This window comes from Actinokineospora terrae, from assembly GCF_900111175.1.
Lineage (GTDB): Bacteria > Actinomycetota > Actinomycetes > Mycobacteriales > Pseudonocardiaceae > Actinokineospora > Actinokineospora terrae.
The window spans coordinates 391,382-411,989 of record NZ_FOGI01000005.1 but is presented as its reverse complement, the minus strand read 5'-3'; the positions used below and the strand labels follow the sequence as shown (position 1 = coordinate 411,989).

General features: G+C 70.9%; 20 protein-coding genes. 3 read left to right on the top strand and 17 right to left on the bottom strand.

All coding sequences use genetic code 11. The features are described from left to right. Positions 1-28 precede the first annotated feature (28 nt). The 7 genes from BMY07_RS13430 to BMY07_RS13400 all read right to left on the bottom strand — a co-directional run bounded on the left by BMY07_RS13430 (position 29) and on the right by BMY07_RS13400 (position 7,817). The gene (locus BMY07_RS13430; protein ID WP_092778078.1) at positions 29-823 is read right to left on the bottom strand and encodes a hypothetical protein; all 795 of its coding nucleotides are present in this window, start codon (positions 821-823) and stop codon (positions 29-31) included. Between the two features lie 2 nt (positions 824-825). Further along, positions 826-1,650: a hypothetical protein gene (locus tag BMY07_RS13425; RefSeq protein WP_092778076.1), complete on the bottom strand. Its 825-nt coding sequence runs from the start codon at positions 1,648-1,650 to the stop codon at positions 826-828. A gap of 74 nt (positions 1,651-1,724) precedes the next feature. Further along, the gene (locus tag BMY07_RS13420; protein ID WP_143073464.1) at positions 1,725-2,279 is read right to left on the bottom strand and encodes a hypothetical protein; all 555 of its coding nucleotides are present in this window, start codon (positions 2,277-2,279) and stop codon (positions 1,725-1,727) included. A 1,192-nt stretch (positions 2,280-3,471) separates the two neighbouring features. Then, the gene (gene purE, locus BMY07_RS13415; protein ID WP_092778375.1) at positions 3,472-3,942 is read right to left on the bottom strand and encodes a 5-(carboxyamino)imidazole ribonucleotide mutase; all 471 of its coding nucleotides are present in this window, start codon (positions 3,940-3,942) and stop codon (positions 3,472-3,474) included. 147 nt (positions 3,943-4,089) lie between these two features. Beyond that, positions 4,090-5,274, bottom strand: a complete 1,185-nt coding sequence (locus BMY07_RS13410; RefSeq protein WP_092778072.1) for a 5-(carboxyamino)imidazole ribonucleotide synthase — start codon at positions 5,272-5,274, stop codon at positions 4,090-4,092. Between the two features lie 12 nt (positions 5,275-5,286). Next, a complete protein-coding gene (locus BMY07_RS13405) occupies positions 5,287-6,288 on the bottom strand; it encodes a glycosyltransferase 87 family protein (RefSeq protein ID WP_245782356.1) in 1,002 nt (333 codons plus the stop codon). A gap of 704 nt (positions 6,289-6,992) precedes the next feature. Then, on the bottom strand, positions 6,993-7,817 hold the full coding sequence (locus BMY07_RS13400) for a hypothetical protein (RefSeq protein ID WP_092778068.1): 825 nt from the start codon (positions 7,815-7,817) through the stop codon (positions 6,993-6,995). A 184-nt stretch (positions 7,818-8,001) separates the two neighbouring features. On the opposite strand from BMY07_RS13400, the gene BMY07_RS13395 reads away from it, so the two are divergent. Together BMY07_RS13395 and BMY07_RS13390 are read left to right on the top strand one after the other, a co-directional pair. Next, positions 8,002-10,236, top strand: coding sequence for a sigma-70 family RNA polymerase sigma factor (locus BMY07_RS13395; RefSeq protein WP_245782355.1), 2,235 nt, complete (start codon positions 8,002-8,004; stop codon positions 10,234-10,236). A 71-nt stretch (positions 10,237-10,307) separates the two neighbouring features. Next, on the top strand, positions 10,308-10,847 hold the full coding sequence (locus BMY07_RS13390) for a GtrA family protein (protein ID WP_092778066.1): 540 nt from the start codon (positions 10,308-10,310) through the stop codon (positions 10,845-10,847). 5 nt (positions 10,848-10,852) lie between these two features. Here the strand turns inward: BMY07_RS13390 and BMY07_RS13385 are convergent, their stop codons facing one another. Both BMY07_RS13385 and BMY07_RS13380 read right to left on the bottom strand, forming a co-directional pair. Continuing rightward, entirely contained in the window at positions 10,853-12,151 is a 1,299-nt protein-coding gene (locus BMY07_RS13385) for a sensor histidine kinase (protein ID WP_092778064.1), read from the bottom strand. Between the two features lie 3 nt (positions 12,152-12,154). Beyond that, the gene (locus BMY07_RS13380; RefSeq protein WP_092778371.1) at positions 12,155-12,823 is read right to left on the bottom strand and encodes a response regulator transcription factor; all 669 of its coding nucleotides are present in this window, start codon (positions 12,821-12,823) and stop codon (positions 12,155-12,157) included. Positions 12,824-12,862: 39 nt separating this feature from the next. On the opposite strand from BMY07_RS13380, the gene hisN reads away from it, so the two are divergent. After that, positions 12,863-13,642 (top strand): histidinol-phosphatase, encoded by a 780-nt coding sequence (hisN, locus tag BMY07_RS13375; protein ID WP_092778062.1) that lies wholly within the window; start codon positions 12,863-12,865, stop codon positions 13,640-13,642. Here hisN and BMY07_RS13370 read toward each other — a convergent pair. The 8 genes from BMY07_RS13370 to BMY07_RS13335 form a co-directional block, all read right to left on the bottom strand. Beyond that, positions 13,619-13,891, bottom strand: a complete 273-nt coding sequence (locus BMY07_RS13370) for a hypothetical protein (RefSeq protein ID WP_092778060.1) — start codon at positions 13,889-13,891, stop codon at positions 13,619-13,621. The two genes, hisN and BMY07_RS13370, sit on opposite strands and share 24 nt — an antisense overlap. Beyond that, on the bottom strand, positions 13,888-16,371 hold the full coding sequence (locus tag BMY07_RS35360) for a glycohydrolase toxin TNT-related protein (RefSeq protein ID WP_245782354.1): 2,484 nt from the start codon (positions 16,369-16,371) through the stop codon (positions 13,888-13,890). Before BMY07_RS35360 ends, BMY07_RS13370 begins: the two co-directional genes overlap by 4 nt. Positions 16,372-16,380: 9 nt before the next feature. Beyond that, on the bottom strand, positions 16,381-16,686 hold the full coding sequence (locus BMY07_RS13360; protein WP_092778057.1) for a WXG100 family type VII secretion target: 306 nt from the start codon (positions 16,684-16,686) through the stop codon (positions 16,381-16,383). Further along, positions 16,686-17,111, bottom strand: coding sequence for a YbaB/EbfC family nucleoid-associated protein (locus BMY07_RS13355; RefSeq protein ID WP_342741537.1), 426 nt, complete (start codon positions 17,109-17,111; stop codon positions 16,686-16,688). The genes BMY07_RS13360 and BMY07_RS13355 overlap by 1 nt, the downstream gene beginning before the upstream one ends. 153 nt (positions 17,112-17,264) lie before the next feature. Then, entirely contained in the window at positions 17,265-17,996 is a 732-nt protein-coding gene (locus BMY07_RS13350; RefSeq protein ID WP_092778053.1) for an SAM-dependent methyltransferase, read from the bottom strand. A 55-nt stretch (positions 17,997-18,051) separates the two neighbouring features. Further along, entirely contained in the window at positions 18,052-18,993 is a 942-nt protein-coding gene (locus tag BMY07_RS13345; RefSeq protein ID WP_092778051.1) for a hydroxymethylglutaryl-CoA lyase, read from the bottom strand. 1 nt (position 18,994) lies between these two features. Then, positions 18,995-19,591, bottom strand: a complete 597-nt coding sequence (locus tag BMY07_RS13340) for a PH domain-containing protein (RefSeq protein WP_092778049.1) — start codon at positions 19,589-19,591, stop codon at positions 18,995-18,997. Positions 19,592-19,676: 85 nt separating this feature from the next. Beyond that, a complete protein-coding gene (locus BMY07_RS13335; RefSeq protein ID WP_092778047.1) occupies positions 19,677-20,471 on the bottom strand; it encodes a biotin--[acetyl-CoA-carboxylase] ligase in 795 nt (264 codons plus the stop codon). Positions 20,472-20,608: the final 137 nt, after the last annotated feature.

Sequence of the window (20,608 nt, the reverse complement as noted above, 5' to 3'; positions counted from 1 at the left end):
CACATCGGTGTCCTTGTGTCGTGCGCCGCTAGGCCAGGAAGGCGCCCGCGCGCAGGAACACGAACAGCGCCACGGACGTGGTCAGCGCGGTCATCACGAACGCCACCGCGGCGCGTCCGGCACCGAGCCGGTGCCCCGGTTTGGCCAGCGCCAGCTGCCAGCACATCAGCAGCACGCCGACCACGACGACCACCGGGTGCGCGAGCGCGTCCAGCGTCCCGCCGAGCATGGACACGGCGAAGAACAGCAGCACGAACCAGCCGAGCCCCGCGGTCCAGACCAGTGGGTGGCCGTCCTCGATCGGGCGGGTGCCGCCGAGGCCCGCGACCAGGGCGGCCAGCACGGCGAGCCCCACGACCGCGCTGATGGCCACCCAGGCCACGTTCGAGGGGATCGACCACCCCGCGTCGGTGATCTGGTCGACCTCCGCGGCGGTGAGGCCGATGCCCGACGAGAGCACGGCCACCGCTCCGTCGCCGCCCTCCGAGTACGCGAACGTGGCGTCGCACGGCTTGGGTTTGTCGGCGTAGCGCGCGGTGCAGGAGATGGGGCCGCCGTCGGTCAGGCCGCGCCGCAGGACGACCTCCAGGCGCCTGCCCGCGACGTCCACCACGCAGGTCTCCACGCGGTCGAGCTCGGCGCAGGCCAGGGCGGCGCGCGGGATGTTCGTCCAGGTGTCCTGGCCGTGGTCCACGGCGACGTAGTGGATCTGCTCGTACTCGCGGCTCGGAGCGAAGAGGGCGAGTAGGAGGCACGCGCCGAACAACGCGAGCAGCAGGGCCCCGGGGAGGGAGGATCTGGCGGTGAACCGGGCGGTGGCCATCGCTAGTCGATGTACGCGCCGCTGAGCTGGAACACGAACAGCGCCGCTGACGAGGCGAGCGCGGTTATCGCCAACGCTCCTGCGGCGCGCAAGATCGCGGGCGCGCGTGCGGGCTGGGTGAGCAGGTATTGCCAGTAGACGAGCAGGGGGCCGATGAAGAACAGCACCGGCAGCGCTAAGAACAGATGCAGGTCTCCGAGCATCCAGCATCCGGTGAGCACTACGACCAGCCACCCCACGCCGGTGGCCACGACCCACACCCGGCCGTTGTCGACCGGCTTGACGCCGCCGAACCAGACGACCAGCGCGGCCGCCACCGCGAGACCGGCGATGACGAAGGGCACCAGGTCGGTGACGTTCCCGGGGTCGGCCCACCACGGCCTGCTGTCCGCGATGCCCTGGGCTTGCGCCGCCGTCAGGTCGAGCCCCTCGGGGAGGACGGCGACGGCACCCACGCCCTTGGCGGTGTAGAAGTAGGTCGCCTCGCAGCGGACGGCCTTACCGTCGTACGTGGCTTCCGCGCACCGGATCTCCCGGCCCTCGTCGGCCCCGAAGGTCATCACGACCGCGAGCCGCTTGCCCACGACCTCCACCGCGCACGTGGACTCCTGCCCGTCCCTAGAGCACTCCAACGACGCCCTCGGGATGTAGACCCAGTCGTCCTGCCCGGCGTTCACCGAGACGGCATAGACCTGCCCGTCATCTCCGCGTCCCGGCGCGGCTAACGCGAGCAGGATCGCGATCCCGTACAACGCCACGAGCAACGCGCCGGGTACCGCTACCCGCCACGAAACCCACCCCAACCGAACCGGCGCGATAGCGGACATCAGGCTCCTCCACTCGACACTCACCGTGTCGCCTCGACTACGCGCGCGTTACCTACCTCACCCGGTCGGCCCAGCTAGTCGACGTACCCGCCACCGACGAGCGAGAAGATCAGCGCCACGACGCACGGCACGGTGGCCGCCAGGTACGCGACCACTCCGCGAGCGAGGCCGACGCGCCACGCGGGACGCGTGAGCGCCCACTGCCAGGCCATCACCACGGCTGTGCCGACCATCGCGGCCGGGACGAGCAGCCCGCCGAACAGGCCATTGCCCAGGGCGTTGGTGAACGCGAGGACCGCGACCCAGCCCACCGTCGTCGCGGCCAAGAGCAACCGGGCCTTGGCGGTCGGTTCACGGCGCGAAAACCCGACCACCAGCGCGGCGGCCAACGGCAGCACGAAGACCATGAAGGGCACGACAATCGGCATACCGCTACCGAGCCGCCACCACGGCATCCCCTTGGCGGCAGCGAGGTCGAACTGGGCACGGGTCAAGCCGAGCCCGTCAGTCATGGCCGCGTTGACGGACAGGTGCGCGTTAGAGCCGAAGTTCGGCAGGCACGGATGCGCCTGCCCCGCATAAGCAGCCAGACACGAGGCACTACGACTCGGGGACTCGCCGTAGGTCATCGCAGCAAGCAACTGCTTGCCCAGGACATCGACCGTACAGACGGCAGTCCGGTCATCTTGCCGCACGCAATCCAACGACTCGCCCGGTATGAGAGCCCAACCCCCATCGGCGTGCTCGATGGAAATCCCGGCTATCCCCCGACCGTCATCCCGATTCGGCGCCAGCAACGCCAACACGCCACAAGCCAGGAACAACAACACCACCAGACCACCAGGCACCAACGCCCGCCCAGCAACCCCCCGAACCCCACCCGGCGCGATCGTGGCCATCAGGCTCCCCCCTCACCACCCACGGTGTCGCCCCACCCACGCCCCCGGTTACCACCCCCACCCGATCAGCCCAGCCACTCCGACCTAGCCCCATACCCACCACTCACGCCCCCACACCCCACCAACCAGCAACTTCACCCCAGCCAGCCCCCACCCCAACGCTTACCCCGCGCAAACCCGCTTACCCCACCGAACCCGCTTGTCCCAGCACAACCGCTTCGCGCGCCCGCGCCAGTCCGGCCCCAGCCCCCACCCTCTCCGGGGGGCGTCCCAGGTCCCAGCCTATCGGCACCCCCCGACAGAGGATCTTGAAACAGGCCGCCGAAGATCCACATGTGGATAACTTCTGTACCTGAACCGGGTGAATGTCCGAGCACGGCAAAACGCAGAAAGCCTGCTCAGCGCCCGTACGGCCATCGCCCCACCGGCAATACAGACCTACGGCGCCAGAACGATTTCGATCATGCCCCGACCGCCCTGCCCAATAGCAAGTGCAGCAAGGTCGAGCGCGCCACACAAAGCCACCACTCGACATTCCCCAAGCGCGCCAACCCACCCGCGTAAACCCGCAAAGCCCGGTAGCGCCACCACATCAAGCCAGCTCAACCGGCCGCAGATACCCCCGCCGCATCTGACCACCCCAACCGGCCACGGATTCCCCCACCGCAACCGCCTCGCGCGCACGCGGTCCCGACCCTGCCCAGCCCCCACCCACACCGGGGGGCGTCCCAGTGCCAGTCTATCGGCACCCACCGACAAACGATCTTGAAACAGGCGGCAGCAAGATCCAGATGTGGATAACTTCTGTCGCTGGAACGGGTGAAGATCGGAGCAAGATCAGCAGCGGATTGCCTGATGGCGGGCCAAGTGGGGCAAGCCATCAGGGCCCAGGAAAGCCGGGCAAGCGAAAGTGGTCAGGAGATCAGGTCAGGGAGGCGCGGAGGGCGGCGTCCTTCTCCAGGACCAGGGAGTGCAGGGAGGACTGGAAGTCGGCCATCTTGGTGCGCAGGGTCGGGTCGGCGGTGGCGAGGATGCGGACGGCGAGTAGGCCTGCGTTGCGGGCGCCGCCGACTGACACCGTTGCTACGGGGACGCCTGCGGGCATTTGGACGATGGAGAGGAGGGAGTCCATGCCGTCGAGGTATTTCAGGGGGACGGGGACGCCGATGACCGGGAGGACGGTGGCGGAGGCGACCATGCCGGGCAGGTGGGCGGCGCCGCCCGCGCCCGCGATGATCACCTGGAGGCCGCGGTCCACAGCGGTGGTCGCGTAGTCGAGCATGCGCTGGGGGGTGCGGTGCGCCGAGATGACGCTGACCTCGTGCGGGATGCCGAACTCGGTCAGCGCCTCGGCTGCCAGCCGCATGACGGGCCAGTCCGAGTCGCTGCCCATGATCAAGCCGACGGCGGGGGTGTCGGACACCGGTTGTGCTCCTGTCTCGGGGAACGCGGGACGCGCGGGCAAGCCGGTCGCGCGGTAGAGCTAGCGATCACACTCAGGACTAGCGGACCGCGGTAGGGCTAGTGGATCGCGATAGGGCTAGTGGATTTCGTGGCCGTCGAGCCATACGGCGGTAGACAGCCAGTGCGCGGCGAGTTGCGCGCGGGTGCGGGTCTCGGCGAGGTCGGTTCCGAGGAACGTCACGTGGCCGACCTTGCGGCCAGGGCGCTCCTCTTTGCCGTAGAGGTGCACGCGCGCGTCGCGGAACCGGGCGAACAGGTGGTGCAACCGCTCGTCGACGCCCATGGTCGGGGCTTCCGCCGCGCCGAGCACGTTGGCCATCACCACGGCCGGGGCGACGGGGTCGGTCGCGCCGAGCGGGTAGTCGAGCACGGCCCGGATGTGCTGCTCGAACTGCGAGGTCAGCGCGCCGTCGATGCTCCAGTGGCCGGAGTTGTGCGGGCGCATGGCCAGCTCGTTGACGACCACCCCGGCGTCGGTCTCGAACAGCTCGACGGCCAGCACGCCGACCACGCCGAGCTCGTCGGCGACGCGCAGCGCGAGGCTCTGGGCGTGCTGGGCGAGCTCGTCGTCCAGGTCGGGCGCGGGGGCGAGGACCTCGACGCAGATGCCGTCGACCTGCACGGTCTCGACGACAGGCCAGCAGGCGCCCTGGCCGAACGGGGACCTGGCGACCAGCGCGGCCAGCTCACGGCGCATCACGACCCGCTGCTCGACCAGCAGCGGCGTGCCCGCGGCGAGCAGGCCGGGGATCAGCGCGGCGGCCTCGGCGGCGTCGTCGACCATCCACACGCCGCGACCGTCGTACCCCCCGCGCGCGGCCTTCAGCACGCACGGCCACCCCTCGGCGTCGCCGAACTCGACCACGTCGTCCACCGCGTTGACCTCGGCGAACGCCGGGATCGGCAGGCCGAGGTCGGCGAGCTTGCGGCGCATGACCAGCTTGTCCTGGGCGTGCACGAGCGCTTCCGGTCCCGGGTGGACCTTGACGCCGTCGGCCACGAGGGCGCGCAGGTGCTCGGTGGGGACGTGCTCGTGGTCGAAGGTGACCACGTCGACGCCCTTGGCGAACTCGCGCAGCGCGTCGAGGTCGGTGTGGTGGCCGAGGCTGACGTTCGGCGACACCAGGGGGGCGGGCTCGGCGGGGTCGACCGCGAGCACGTGCAGCGACTGGCCGAGCGCGACGGCGGCCTGGTGCGTCATCCGCGCCAGTTGCCCACCGCCGACCATCCCGACCACGGGGAAACCGGTACGTGCGTCCACGAGCAGGGGACTCTACCTGCGCCTGGCCAGGAGAACGGCGCCAGCCACCAGCGGCACCAGCATGTAGGCGCTACCGACCACGTACTCGAGCACTGTCCAGTCGAACTCGACAGCCTTGCCGTTGCGCATAGCCAGAAGCACGCAACTGGCGAAGACAAGGACAACTGCGACAGTTGGCGCCAACTGCGCGCGGGTGGGGTTGTGGTCCGGCAGGCGTGAGAGGAGGAAGACGATCAGTGGGACAGCCCACACCCAGTGGTGAGACCAGGAGACAGGGCTAACGAGGAGCCCGAAGAACGCGGTGACGAGCAGCGCGGGCAACGGGCTCATGCGTCGCACCCAGAGCACGCACGGCACGGCGAGGACTAGAGCGATCGGGGCGACGACGGTCATGGACCAGTCGGCGTTGTCGGTCAGCCTCAGCACCAGCCCGTTCAGCGACTGGTTGCCCGCCCAGTAGATGGGGCCGATGCGCTGCGGGTCTTGGACGGCGTGGCCCCAGAACCGGGTGAAGTCGTGCGGGATGAGCAGGAACACCAGCCCCTGGAGCACGACGAACGTGACCACGGCCCGCGCCGCGTCCGCCCAGCGCTTCTTGAGCAGCAGCAGCCCGACGAACACGAGGGGCGTCAGCTTCACTGCTGCTGCGACGCCGACCAGCACGCCACCGAAGCGGCTCCCGCGCGCGCCGAGCACTAAGACGTCGATGACGACCAGCGCCATCAGGACGATGTTGACCTGGCCGAGGAAGACCGTCCGCCACACGGGCTCTAGTCCGAACAGGACCACTCCCAGCAGGACCGCGGTCCGCATGGGGTCCATCCACTGTGGACGCGTTGGCAGTGCCTCTACGCACACCTTGATGACGTAGGTGAGGAGCAGCAAGGAGATAGCCGCCAACACCCCCCAGGCGACCTGGGTTGGCACTATCGCCAACGGCACAAAGAACACGGCCGCGGTCGGCGGATAGGTAAACGGCAACCGCGCCCACGACGGCTCATCACTCAAGAACATCTGGTCATAGAGCGGCTCCCCGTGCAACAACGCCACGGCCCCAGACCGATAAACCGCGTTGTCCACCCCAAGATGCCACCCCAGCGCCCACCCCACGACGCCCACAACCACACACACGACCGGAAGCACCAACGCCACCCAGAATGGCCGAACGCGCACAAGAGACCCGGTCACACCCCACAGCCAACCACGCCCCCAACGACGCCCCAGCCCCACCACCCCCGGTTTACGCCACCCAGCCCCGCCAACTCACCACCAAGCCACGCCATCCCCGACCGACCCCACACCGATCCGGCGCCCGCGTCCCAGCACCCACCGCCGACAGTCACCCCCAACCACCCACCGTCAGCCAAACCACCGACAGTCGGCCAAACCGCCCGCCATCGCCCCACCCAGCACCAGACACTCCGGCCGCCAGCACCCCCACCGCCGACCGTCAGCACCCGCCACCGTTGACCGTCAGCGCCACCACCCGCTCTAACCCCCACCGAACCCGCTTCGCGCGCCCGCGCCAGTCCGGCCCCAGCCCCCACCCTCTCCGGGGGGCGTCCCAGGTCCCAGCCTACCGGCACCCCCCGACAGCCGATCTTGAAACCACCCCGCCCAAGATCCACATGTGGACAACTTCTGTCCCTGAACCAGGTGAATCCCAGACAGGCCGAAGAACGCGCGAAAACAAGCCCCAGCTGCGGAAACGCCGAGACTCAAGCGCGGCTGATGTCGCGGAGGAGGTTGATGGCGGCGGGTTCGCCGGTGGGGAGGCGTTGGATGCGGACTTCGGGGGTGGCGCTCGGGCCGAGGTCGGGGTCGAGGGTGAGGCGGTCCTTGATGAGGATTCGGGCGTCGGAGGCGCGTTCGGCGAGGGTTGTGTCGCGTTCGGTGAGGACTACCGCGACCGAGGGGCCCAGGACGGCGACGGTTTCGCCGCCGTCGAAGACTGAGCGGAGGACGTCGCCGACGAGGACCATCGCCATCAAGCGGGACCAGCCGTCGACCTTGGTCAGGTCGAGGGTGGCGACGAGCAGGACGTAGCGGTCGGTGGGGCAGAAGCCCTTGCGCCTGCACTCGGCGTAGATCTCGCCGAGGCGGACGCGCAGGTAGTCGGCGTTGGCCTGGCCGGACAGGGTGTCGGTGATGTCGCCTGCGTGCAGGCGGCTCAGCGCGGCGTCGGCCCAGGCGATGGCCGTGGAGCGCAGCAGGGCGGCCGGGGTGGCGTCCAGGTCGAGGCACTCCAGGTCGTCGCCCTCGAGGACGGCGTGCAGCGCGGCCAGGTCGGCCAGCGTCTCGTCCAGGTCGGCACCGGCGAACGCGCGGGCGCGGGCCAGGTCGCCGAGGGCCGAGAGCAGGTCGCCACCGGCCAGGACGGCCGCGCAGACCTCGTCGACCTCGGGCGCGCCCCAGTCGCTGGGGAACCGCCACCCCGCCCGGGTGCTGGCCGTGCGCCACCGCGCCCGCAGCTCCCCCAGCGCGCAGTCAGTACCTTGAGCATCGTCACGGCGCCACCGCGACCCCGCTTCTCGCACCGCCACAGCTTCGAGTCCCTTCGCCGGTTCCCGAAGGAGAAGACGCGGCCCGGGTGCGGTTGTGACGCGGAACGGGTGAATCGATTGTGCGTAAAACAATCTCCCCCGCCCGAGTGATGCGTGACGTTACGGTGAGCTTCAGTCACACTTGGTCGCGACGCCGGGGGTGGCAGCGGTCGAGGGGAGCACAGTGTCGGAGTTCGACGGCCCGAGTGACGCCGAGCTGATCGATGCGGTGCGGTCGGGGAACGCCGCTGCCTACGGTCCGCTCTACGAGCGCCACTCGGGTGCCGCCCGCAACCTGGCCAGGCAGTTGGCGCGGTCGCAGGCCGAGGCGGACGACCTGGTGTCCGAGGCGTTCGCGAAGGTGTTGGAGACGCTGCGGCAGGGTCGGGGGCCTGATGCCGCGTTCCGCGCGTACCTGCTGACAGCGCTAAGGCACACCGCTTACGACAAGACGCGCAGGGACCGCAAGGTCGAGTTCTCCGACGACGTGTCCCAGGTCAGCGGCATCAACCAGGACCAGGTGAGCGTGCCGTTCTCGGATACGGCCATCGCCGGTCTTGAGCGGTCGTTGGCGGCGCGCGCGTTCCGGAAGCTGCCGGAGCGCTGGCAGGCGGTGCTGTGGCACACCGAGATCGAGGGCCAGTCCCCGGCCGAGGTGGCTCCGCTGCTCGGGCTGACCCCGAACGGGGTGTCCGCGCTCGCCTACCGCGCCAGGGAGGGCCTCAAGCAGGCCTACCTGCAGGTCCACCTGGCCGAGGCGGGCGACCAGCGCTGCCGGGCGACCGCGGAGCGGCTCGGCGCCTGGGTGCGCGGCGGCCTGTCGAAGCGGGAGAAGGCCCAGGTCGAGGCGCACCTGGACGAGTGCGACCGGTGCCGGGCGCTGGCCGCGGAGCTGGCGGACGTCAACAGCGGCCTGCGGCTGTTCATCGCGCCGCTGGTGCTCGGCCCGATGGCGGTGGCGGGGTACCTGGGCGCGGCGAAGGCGACCGCGGTGGTCGGGGCCGGTGTTGCGGCCGGTGCCAGCGGTGGCGGTGTGCTCAGCGCGATCACGAGCGCCCCACGGCAGGCCATGACGGTCGCGGTGTCGGGTGCGGCTCTTGTCGCTGCCGTCGTCGTAGGGCTGGTCGCCGCTCCTAACAGCACCCAGGTCCCGGCGGCCGTTACCTCTAACGCCCCGACAACGACCGCTCCCCGCCCGACCCCCAAGCCGCAGACTCCTCCCGTCACGCCGCCGGAGCCGGTACCGACCACGCCGGAACCGCCACCCTCGGAACCCACCACCACGGAAGCGCCAGAGCCCACCACCACGGCACCAACGACAACGACAACGGCGCCGACCACCACGACCACGCCAGCACCCACACCGACCCCGGAGCCACCGCAGCCCCGGCCGAACCTGTCGGCGTCAGGCCCAGGTGGCCCGGTCTCTCTCACCCCGGGCGCACCCACCGAGGTCCCCATCACCGTGACGAACTCCGGTGACGCTGTCTCCGAGCCAGTCGTGGCAGCCCTACCGCTCCCGACAGGTGTGCGCGCCGTATCCCCCAGCAGGCTCTCGGCGCCCCCGCTGCTCCGGCTCAACGCCCAGGCCACCACCATCGACTGCCCCGCGGGCACCGGTCGCGTCGTGTGCAGCACTGAACGCGGGCTCCAGCCGGGCGAGACGATCACGCTCGTCTACCGCTTGGTCGCGGACGACGCGCAGCTCACCGCGCAGATCGCGGGGACGCTGACGGCGGGCACGCAGATCGAGTTGCCGTTCACGATCGGCATCGAGGTGACACCGCTACCTGACGGCGTCGACCTCACCGCGGCCCTAGACGACCAGGGCCTTGTCGAGCGGCTCTTGCCGTGGGGACGCGAGGTTCGCGTAGCGGCGTGGGCAACCAACACCGGTGAGAGCACGAAGGCGGTCGCGGTGACGTTCGACCGCGATGCCAAGTTCCTGTCGTCGGACCGCGAGGTCAGCTGCACGGCAGGAGAGGACTTCCTGAACTGCGTGAGCACTACCTCACTCCGGCCGGGTGAACAGCTGAAGGTGATCGTCGGGGTCCGTAGTCACTACAAGGAGAAGCGAAACCTGACCGTCACCGCTGCCCTCGGTACCGCTACCGACAGCGTGACGATCCGGATCCCGCACCGGCCGATCTGCTGCGAGCACCGCCCCGAGCCGAACCCTCCCAAGCCGACTACGACCACGACCACCCCCGCGCCCACGACGCCACCCACCACCACCACGAGCCCCACGAAGCCGACCACCACGGCAGCGCCAACGACGACGACCACGCCACCGGTCACGACGGCGCCAACGCCGAAGCCCGAACCGCCGGTCGTGATCCCGGAAGCGGACAAACCGCTCATCCAGATCTGCCTGGAAATCGGGCGTTCGCGGTCGAAGTGGTGGAAGTGGGACTGCTGAACAGTGACCGACACGACTACCCGTCCCGGTTGCCGGGCCCCCCGCGAACAGGGCGGATAGACTTCGCCGTCATGGCCTTCGTGGACACGGTGCTGGCCCGGCTGCCCCAGCCGGTGCGGTCGTTGCTGATCAAGCACCGGGAGATGCTCAAGTTCGCGGTGGTCGGCGGTGTGTGCTTCATCGTGACCAACGCGGTCAACTACGCGCTCAAGCTCACCGTGCTCAACCGCAACCCGGTGACCGCGCTGATCGTGGCCGTCATCATCGCGACGATCGTGTCGTACATCCTCAACCGCGAGTGGTCCTTCCGCGACCGCGGCGGCCGGGAGCGCCCGCACGAGGCCGCGCTGTTCTTCCTGATCAGCGGCATCGGCGTCGGGCTCAACGCGCTGCCGCTGTGGGTGTCGCGGTACCTGTTCGACCTCGAGGTGCCGCACGTGACGCTGCTGACCCAGGAGATCGCCGACTTCGGCTTCGGCATCATCCTGGGCACCCTGATCGCCATGGTGTTCCGCTGGTGGGCGTTCAAGAAGTGGGTGTTCCCCGAGGCCGAGGGCCGGGTGCGGCCGCTGCGCGCGGTGCGGACCGGCGAGGACGAGCAGGCCGCCTGACCCCGCTAGCGCGGCGACCGCTCGGTCGGCCAGCGCAGGCCGGGGATGTTGCCCGCCTTGGGCACCGGCAGGAACACGGTGAACGTGGGCGGCCTGGCCGTCGACAGCTCCAGCCTGCCGCCATCGGACTCCACCAGCGCCCTGGCCAGCGCCAGCCCGAGGCCGGTCGAGCCGCCGCCGGAGACGCCGCGGTCGAAGATGTGCGGGGCCAGTTCGTCCGGCACGCCCGAGCCCCCGTCGGTGACCTCGATGACCACGGTCTCGCCGCCGACCGACTCCCCGGCGCGCGAGGACAGCACCACGGTGCCGCCGCCGTGCCGCAGGGCGTTGTCGAGCAGGACGCCGATGGTCTCGCGCAGCCGCGCGGGGGTCACCCTGGCCATCAGGCCGGGGGTGAGCTTCATGCGCAGCGTGCGGCCCTCGGAGCGCAGCATCTCGCGCCACTCGTTGGCGATGGCGGTGAGTTCCCTGGCCAGGTCAACGGGCTCGGCGTCGACGGCGCGGGCCTCGCGGGCGGCGGCGAGCAGCTCGTCGAGCACGTCGGAGAGGCGCTCGGCCTGGTTGAGGGCCTCGCTGGCCTCAGCGGCCGCGTCGGCGTCCGGCACCATCGTCAGCGCCTCCAGCCGCAGTTGCAGCGCCGTGAGCCTGCTGCGCAGCTGGTGTGAGACGTCCCCGACCAGGTCGCGTTCGCGTTGGACGAGTTGGGCGAGCGCGGTCGCGGAGGCATCTAGCGCCTCGGCGACCATGTCTAGCTCGTAGAGGTCGTAACGGGACTTGTCGAGTCGGAAGTCGCCGGCGCCGAGTTTGGTGGCACGGTCGGCGACATGGCGCAGCGGTCTGGCCAACCTGCGCGCGGTAACCATGGCGACCACGGTGCCAACGGCCACAGTCAGCACCACCACCAAAGCGACCAAGGCAGCGACTTGGGCCTGTCTCGTGCGCATAGGCCCAGCGTCGATCTCCAGCAGCACAGTGCCCTGCCGCGACATCGGTGCCTCTTCGGCTACCACGTCCTCGACCGGCTCCGGGCCAAGAGTGCCCAGAGTGCGCTTCCCCTCGCTGGGCAGCGTCACTGTGAGCCGACCGCCGGTCGGGACGGCCAACAGGACCTTGGTCAGGTCGACCGGCCTGCCGTTGGCGATCTCGTCGTCGAGCGTCGCGGTGATCTGCTGGGCGCGGACCGCGAGGTCCTCCCTGGTCAGCTTCTCCACCACCTGCAGCGCGGTGTAGCCGAGCGGGATGCCCAGCGCGCACGCGGTGATGGTCACCGCGAGCAGGATCGCGAGCAGGATGCGGCGGCGCACGCGCTACTCGGCGTTGAACCGGAAGCCGACGCCGCGCACGGTGGCGATGCGCCGCTCGGTGGAGCGCGGCCCACCCTCGCCGAGCTTGCGGCGCAGCCAGGACATGTGCATGTCCAGGGTCTTGCTGGTCTTGAGCTCGGGGTCGCTCCACACCTCGGTGAGGATCTCCTCCCTGGTCACGACCTGGCCTGCCCGCTGGATCAGCACCCGCAGCAGCTCGAACTCCTTGTTGGCCAGGGTGATCTCGGTGCCGTCGACGGTCACCACCCGCGCGGCCAGGTCCATCCGCACGCCGTTGACGTCGATGGCACCGGGGGCCTGCCTGCGCAGCAGCGCCCGGATCCTGGCCAGCAGCTCGGCCAGCCGGAACGGCTTGGCCACGTAGTCGTCGGCACCGGCGTCCAACCCGACGACGAAGTCGACCTCGTCGGCTCTGGCGGTCAGCATCAGGACCGGTATCCCGCGACCCGCGGCGCGTAAGCGCCTGCACACGTCGAGTCCGTCGATCCCGGGCAGCCCGAGGTCGAGGACAAGCAGGTCGGGGTGGCCGGTCGAGGCCACCTCCAGTGCGGCGTGGCCGTCTCCGACAACCCGCACCTCATAGCCCTCTCGGTGCAGTGCACGCGAGAGGGGGTCCGCGATCGCCGCGTCGTCCTCGGCCAGCAGTACCACGCTCACGTGCTCCAGAGTAGGCGTGACACGATCGCGCCCGTGTCAAGCGACGACCTGACTTTTGCCCGCCTGCTGGCCGACACGGCCGACGCGATCACCCGTGCCCGCTTCCAGGCCGTCGACCTGGTGGTCGAGCGCAAGCCGGACCGCAGCCCGGTGACCGACGCCGACACCGCCGTCGAGGACGCCGTGCGGGCGCTGCTGGCCGAGGCCCGACCGGACGACAGCGTGGCGGGCGAGGAGCGCGGCGGGGACGTTCGCGCTGGTCGGACCTGGGTTCTGGACCCGATCGACGGGACCAAGAACTTCCTGCGCGGGGTGCCGGCGTGGGCCACGTTGATCGCGCTGGTGGTCGACGGTGTGCCGCAAGTGGGTGTGGTTAGCGCGCCCGCGCTCGGAAGGCGGTGGTGGGCCGCGCGGGGTGAGGGCGCGTGGTTGAGCCGAGACGGTGGCGAGGCCCGGCGGATTTCCGTGTCAGGTGTGCGGTCGCTCGAAGACGCCTACCTGTCGACCACGCACCTGGGGTCGTGGGTGAAGTACCACTCGCGTGAGCGCTACCTGGCGCTGGTGGACGCGTGCTGGGAGAACCGGGCGTTCGGGGACTTCTGGCAGCACTGCCTGGTCGCCGAGGGCGCGATCGACCTCGCGGCCGAGGCGATCGTGAACCCGTGGGACGTGGCGCCGTTCCAGGTGCTGGTGGAGGAGGCCGGCGGCCGGTTCACGGACCTGGGTGGGGCGAACCGGTTCGACGGTGGCTCTGTCCTGACCTCCAACGGCCACCTGCACGAGGCAGCGCTAAGCCTTCTCGGTGACCGGTAGGACCCCGACGACGCCCCGCACGACCTGGGACCAGGTGAGCCTGCCGAAGAGGTAGTGGCAGGCCACCTGCTCGTTGGTGAAGCTCGCCCAGTCGTAGCGGTTGCCCTGCTCGCGCCAGAACACCTCCCAGCTGCCCTGGTCGGCGTGGTGCAGCAGGCACCAGGCGTTGTCGGACTCCACGCCGAGGGACACGAACTCGGCCGGGATGCCGATCGCGGCGAGCAGGCCGAGGATCGTCTCGGTGTTCACGGGGTCTCCTCCAGCAGACCGAGGGCGACGAGCTCGGCGGCGGAGTGGGTGGCTCGGTAGCGCTCACCGCCACCCGGCTGCCCGAACCACGGCGCCGACAGGGTCCGCCACACCGGGAGCGGTTGGAGCACCCGGTAGCGGCGGTAGCCCGAGCCCGCGTGCAGCGGCGGGAGGGCTCGGCGCGCGAACCTGGTGCCGTCTGCGCTGAAGACCCGGCCGTTAGCGGTACCGAACCGGTCGATCAGCGTGCCCTCGGGGAGCACGACTGCCTCACCTGGCGCGGTCCCCCCTTCCGGGAACAGCTCACTGGTCGGCCACGCGTACTCAGTGGTTCGCTGCGTGCTCGGGTCGAACGGGCGGACGAGGAACCGGTGGTCCCAGTCGCGCTCGTTGAGGCCACCGAGCGGGTCGTAGGCGTGCAGCAGGTCCGGCGCGGTGCGGCCACGGGTCGGAGCGCTGTGCTGGACCGGGGTGGCGTTGTCGGCCAGGTCGGACCTCGGGTGGTCGCCCGGCGGGAACCGGAGACCGGCGGCGAAGTCGACCTCCTCCGGCGGGGGCGGGATCTGCCAGGCGGGCTTGCTGGACGCGACCGGCAGGTGCCCCTCCGGGAACATCTGCGCCAGGAACTTGCTCGGCAGGGCCTTGTTGGTCGCCTGCGCGCGGGGAAGACCGACCGCGACAGCCATCACGGTGGCGCTATCGGACTGCTCGCGCTTGTCGGTGCCGTTGTCGTTGTGCTCGGGCGCGGGCAGCGACTGGTCCGGCTGCGGTGTGGCACCGGTCAGCCTGCCCGGACCCGGCTTGCCCGCGTCCGTCTTGGCCGTGTCGGCGGTCTTGCCGCCGTCGCCGCTCTTGGCTCCATCGCCAGGCTTGGCACCGTCACCCGGCTTGGCCGCGTCGCCGGGTTTGCCGGTTTGCAGCGCCTCGGCGATCCGGCCGGGCTGCGAGTCGACGGTCTTGGCGGTCAGGTCTGCCAGGCGCGCACCCGGCTTCGCCATCGAGTCGGATCGCTCGCCGGAGCGCGGCGCGGACCTCGGCGCCTCGGTGTTCTTCCCGCCCGGGTCGCCCAATGGCTTGCTGGTCGGGTCGCCGACGCGCGCGGCGATGTTGGCGCCCTTGGCCCCTGGTTGTGCGCGCTCGCCGGTCTTGGCCGCCTGCTCGGCGGCCTTGGCGCCCGGCTCGGCGCGCCCGGGCTGCGGCTTCTGCTGCGGCGGAGGGGCCAGCTGCTTGTTGCCGTTCGCGTTCTGCGCGGGAACGGCCGGAACGAGCCCGGGGGTGGACGGCCGCGCCGCGACAGACGGGCCGGACGCGCTCGGCACGTTGCCCACTACGGGCAGAGCGCCCGGGTTCACGCCGGTAAGCCTGCCGCCGAGGGGGTTCCCTGACGGCGGCGCGGACGTCGTCCCGCCCTGGTGCACGCCACCGACCGGTGACCCGCCCTGCGTGCCGCCTGGCTGCTGGCCGACCGGCGCGGAGCTCTGGCTGGGCGCGTCGATGACCGCGGCCGAGGCGGCTTGGACGACATCGGTCGGCACGCCGATGTGCGGGGTGGGCTGGGTGACCACGGGCAGCGGCGGCGGCACGTTCGTGGGGATCTCCGGCAGGGTCACCGAGGGCGTTTGCACTACCGGCGACGTCACCGGCGGGAGCTGCGCGGCGGGCGGTGTGTGCACGACGGGCTCGATGACCGGCGCTACCGGCGGGATGACCACGCTCGGCTTGAGTGGCGCGTCGAGCACCGGCTTGAGGTCGGGCAGCGCCCCGGATGCCGCGTTCGTGATCCCCCTGAGCGGCTTGCTGACATCGTTGAGGGTCTCACCGATGCCGTCAATGGTGTGCGCGAGACCGTCGCCGATCTGGCCGGGCAGGGCGCTGACGAGCTTGGTGACCGGCTTGATGACGCTGTTGAGCAGGCCGTCCAGCCCGGAGCCGATGGCGCCGGGGCTGTCGTTGACCAGGTCGTTGGCGAAGTGGACGCTGGTGCCCGGTTGGGCAACCGTGTTGAGCAGCGTGTTGCGGATGTGCGCGACGTTGGCCGCGGTGCCCTTGATCAGCCAGTCCAGGCTCAGCTGCGCCCGCCGGTCGCCCGCGGCGGCCGCGGTGTCGGCCGCGTCGAGGTTCTTGGCCAGCGCGACCAGCTTGCGCACGATCTTCACCTTGGCCGCGCCGATCTCCTCGGCGGCGTGCTCCAACCGGTCGGCCGCGGCGTTGCAGCCCTTCACGGTGGCGGTGAGGTGGCCGTTGTCGGCCTTGACGAACCGGGACCAGTACCTGGCCGCGGCGTCGGCCGAGTCGCCCTCGAAGGTGGACAGCGCGGCGTGCGCGGCGCTGTCGGCGTCACCGGCGAGCGCGGCGACCTGGGTGCCCGCGTGCCGCCACGCCTTGGCGGAGGCGCGCATCTTGTCCTCGTCGGCCTGCGGCCAGCGGACCCCGACCTTGGCGGCGACGCCTGCGAGCTCGGCGGGCAACTGGATCCCCATCACGTCCCCCTAGGCGTCGAGCACGCCTGCGTTGTGGTCGTCGGTGTGCCGGTAGGCGCGGGCGGTCTCGCGGAAGCGGTCGCCAACGTCGTCGAGCTTCCCCGGCAGCGCGCCGAGGGCCTTGAGCGTCTCGTGCGCGGACCCGGCGTGCGTCGAGGCGAACCGCAGCCCGATGTCGTCGCCGCCCCAGCAGGCACCGGCGGCGCTGACCTGGTCGGCGAGATCGCGGTGGATGCCGCCCACGCGCGAGGACAACCCGTCGAACTGCCCGGCTCGTAACGCGAGGCGGTCGCTGTCTACCTGGAACCTGTCCATCACGGCCTCCCCGCGTCTGGTTCTAACCAGGCCACGTTCTCGTAGCTGTCCTCTTCGACCGGCGGCGTGATCTCCGCGCGGTGCAGATCGGCAGTTCCCCGGAGCAAGGCCTCCGGATCGGTGCCAGAGGGCAGCACCGGGGCAACAGCGTGCCCGGCCGCACTGGCGGCGCGGGCGTCGGCGACAGCGGCTGTGCGCACGATCAGGGCGGCGAGGTCCGCGGGCCGGTACACGCGGTAGGCGTCGTCGCGCAGGTCGAGCGCGGTAAGAGCACCTTGGGCGGACACGGTCGCGGTGACCACACCGCAGTCGCTCGTGGCGGACTCGCTGATCGCCGAGAGCGCCCGGTGCACCTCGGCGAGCTGGTCCCGTCCGCGCCGGTAGTCGGCGAGGAGGTCCTCGACCTGGGCTCGGTGCTCGGACACCACGACCTCCTCCGCGTCATCGGCCAGCCTCCGGGCCCGCGTTGGACGCGGCTGCCCGCGGCCGGGTTCCCACCGGGCCAGGTTCCCACTCGAACCGGTGATCACGCCAACCCCACCCGGGTAGTCGCCGGACCCGCGGCCCGCGTTGCGGTCTCAGCTGTCGCGCGCGACCACGACAGCGCAGTTCAACTCGCCCGTGACCACCGACAGCAGCACGGTGATGCCGTTGTCCATGGCCACGATTCCTTCCGCACCGTAGCGGTCGAACAGCGCTGGGTGGTGCTCTTGGAACAACTGCGCCCACATGTCCCAGGTACGACCAACGCGCGGCCCCGCTCCTAGGTCACGCGCTTGCTCGACGATGAGCCCGGTGTCGTGCACGGCGTCTACAAGACCGTGCAGGTTCGGAACGGGGACGGTGATGACAACGCGCCCGCCCGGCCTGAGCACCCGCCGCGCCTCGGGCAGTTGTTCGACGCTCTCCTTGACCCAGACGGCGTCGAACGCGGCGTCGGAGTACGGCAGCAGCGGCCCGGTGAGTTCGAAGTGGACACTCGAGGTGGCCAGGTCGGCGGCGGCGTCGACCTCGACCGGGTTGGCCGAGCAGCCGGTGACGGCGACGCCGACGGTCGCCGCGAGCCGCAGCGGGACGGCCCCGGAGCCGAAGCCGATGTCCAGGACGTGCTCGCCCGGGCGCAGCCGGAGCAGGTCGGCGACCTGGCCGACGACCCGGTCCTGCGCCCAGTCGAGCCACTGCCACGGGGTGCCGGCGTGGTCGTCGGTGGCCAGCCAGGCGCCGATGTGGTGGCTGGGGCCCAGGCACAGGTCGTAGAGCGCGCCGTGCGCTGCTGGCGACCACGTGGGCAAGGGGGCGCTGGCGGTCATCGTCGAACCTCCCCGCCCAACGTCTCACCGAGCGTGTCGAGCTGTCAACGATGGGTTACCCGCGCAGGGCCCGGACCACCCTCGACGGCGCGGGCCTGCCCAGCCGCTCGGCCATCCACGCACTGGTGTCGGCCAGCCGGTCCAGGTCGACGCCGGTGCGGACACCGAGGCCGTCGAGCATCCAGACGAGGTCCTCGGTGGCGAGGTTGCCGGTGGCCGACTCGGCGTACGGGCAGCCGCCGAGGCCGCCCGCGGAGGAGTCGACGGTGGTGACGCCCAGGCGCAGCGCGGCGAGGGTGTTCGACAGGGCCTGGCCGTAGGTGTCGTGGAAGTGGACCGCGATGTCGTCGACCGGGACGCCCGCGGCCGCGGTGGCGGCGATGACGGACTCGACCTGCCCGGGGGTGGCGACGCCGATGGTGTCGCCGAGGGAGAGCTGCGAGGAGCCCATGTCCACCAGGCGCTTGCCGACCGCGGCGACCTGGTCGGCGGCGACCGGGCCCTCCCACGGGTCGCCGAAGCACATCGACACGTAGGCGCGCACGTCGAGACCCTCGGCGCGGGCCCGGGTGACGACCGGCTCGAACATGGCGAACTGCTCGTCCAGGGTGCGGTTGAGGTTGCGCTTGGCGAAGGTCTCGGTGGCGCTACCGAAGATCGCGATGTGCCGCACGCCCGCTGCTAGAGCCCGGTCGAGACCGCGTTCATTGGGCACGAGGACGGGGTAAGAGACGCCGTCGACCTTGGTCAGGCCTGCCAGCAGTTCCTCGGCGTCCGCGAGCTGCGGGACCCACTTGGGGTGCACGAAGCTGGTCGCCTCCAGGACGCCCAGACCCGCGTCAGCCAGCCGCGACAGGAACTCCAGCTTCACGTCCACCGGCACGACCGTGGACTCGTTCTGCAGTCCGTCGCGCGCGCCGACCTCCCAGATGGTGACGCGCTCGGGGAGACCGTCAGCCCTGACCGTCGCCGGTAGGCCTACCTCGCGGGCACCCACGTCAGCGCCGACCCTGCTCGGGGTAGTCACCCCGGTAGTCCTGCTCACGGGTGTCGCGGTAGTCGTCGCGGGCCGCGCGGGGATCCACTCGCGGCGTGCGGTGGAAGTCGTCGTTCGGGTTGTCGTTGACCTCGCGGTAGAGCAGCGTGTGCACCTTCTCGACGTTCGGGATGTCGTCGAACTCGAGCGGCTCCTGCGAGCTGGACTCGATGATCAGGGTGCCGCAGCCGACGATCCGGTCGATCAGCCCGTGCTCGAACCGGACGCTGCTGATCCTGGCCAGCGGGATGTCGATGCCGGTGCGCTTGACCACGCCCATCCGGAACATGACCCGGTCGGTGGTCACGATGAAGTGGGTGGTCCGCCACCGCACGAACGGGGCGAGGAAGCCCCAGACGACCAGGACGAGGGCGACCGCGCCGATGATGATGTAGGCGACCGTCGCCCAGGACAGGTCCTGGGCCAGGATGGCCAGCCAGATGCCCGCGCCGAGGGTGATCAGCAGGATCACGTACGGCAGCAGCAGCATCTTCCAGTGCGGGTGCCGGTGGAGCACGACCTGCTCGCCTTCGCTGAGCACGTCATCGGGGTATGCCACGGTGTCCTCCCGATCATCACTGGTGACGCGGCTACCGTACTCGGGAGCGGACCCCGCAGGCAGGCGGAGTGGTGAACTCTCCCGATCAGGCTCCCGGGCGGACGTGGACGACGTCCCCGGCGGAGAGCGTGCGGGCGGTCCCGCCGACGTCGACGACCAGCCTGCCCTCGCCGTCCACGTCGGTGGCCAGGCCCTGCAGGCTCGACCCGTCGGGCAGCTCGACGCGGACGCGGTGGCCCAGCGTCGCGCAACTGCCGCGGTACTCGCTGAGCAGGCCGGAGGTGACCAGGTCGCCCTGGGCGCCGCGCCACGAGCGCTCGGCCTCGTCGAACGCGCGCAGCAGGGCGATCGCGACCTCGGTGCGGTCGCCGGTGCCGCCCTCCTGGGCGAAGGACGTCGCGGGCAGCCCGCCGGGGCCGACCGGGACCTCGCCGGGCAGCGCGCCGACGTTGAGGCCGATGCCGACGACCACGGCGTCCGGGGTGGCCTCGGCGAGGACGCCCGCGCACTTGGCCATGGCCGCGCCCGCGAGCAGGTCGTTGGGCCATTTCAGGGATGCGAGGACCCCGGCGTGACGGGCAGTGCGGATCAGGGCCACCCCTGCGACCAGGGAGAGAGAGCCGTACCGGGACACGGGGACGCCGGTCGGCCGGAGCAAGACACTCAGGTAGAGCCCGGAGGCGGGGGGAGACACCCAGTCCCGTGCGCGCCTACCGCGTCCGGCGGTCTGCTGCTCCGCGATGAGCACGGTCCGGTCGGCGGCACTACCTGCCACGGCCACGAGGTCCGCGTTGGTGGAGCCGGTTGAGTCGACCACGTCCACAGCGCCGTAGGTGTCGCCAAGCGCGGCGCGCAGTGCCCCGGCGTCGAGAGCTGCCATGCGACCAGGGTAGAGCCGACCCCCGGACCCGGCCGGTCGGAGCAGGAACAGCCGGGCGGGGGTGGCGGTGCTGACTCTGCGATCTCAACCCAGGTAGAGGTCAAGAGCCCTGTGGTGTGCCCTACGCCTCGCCCCTG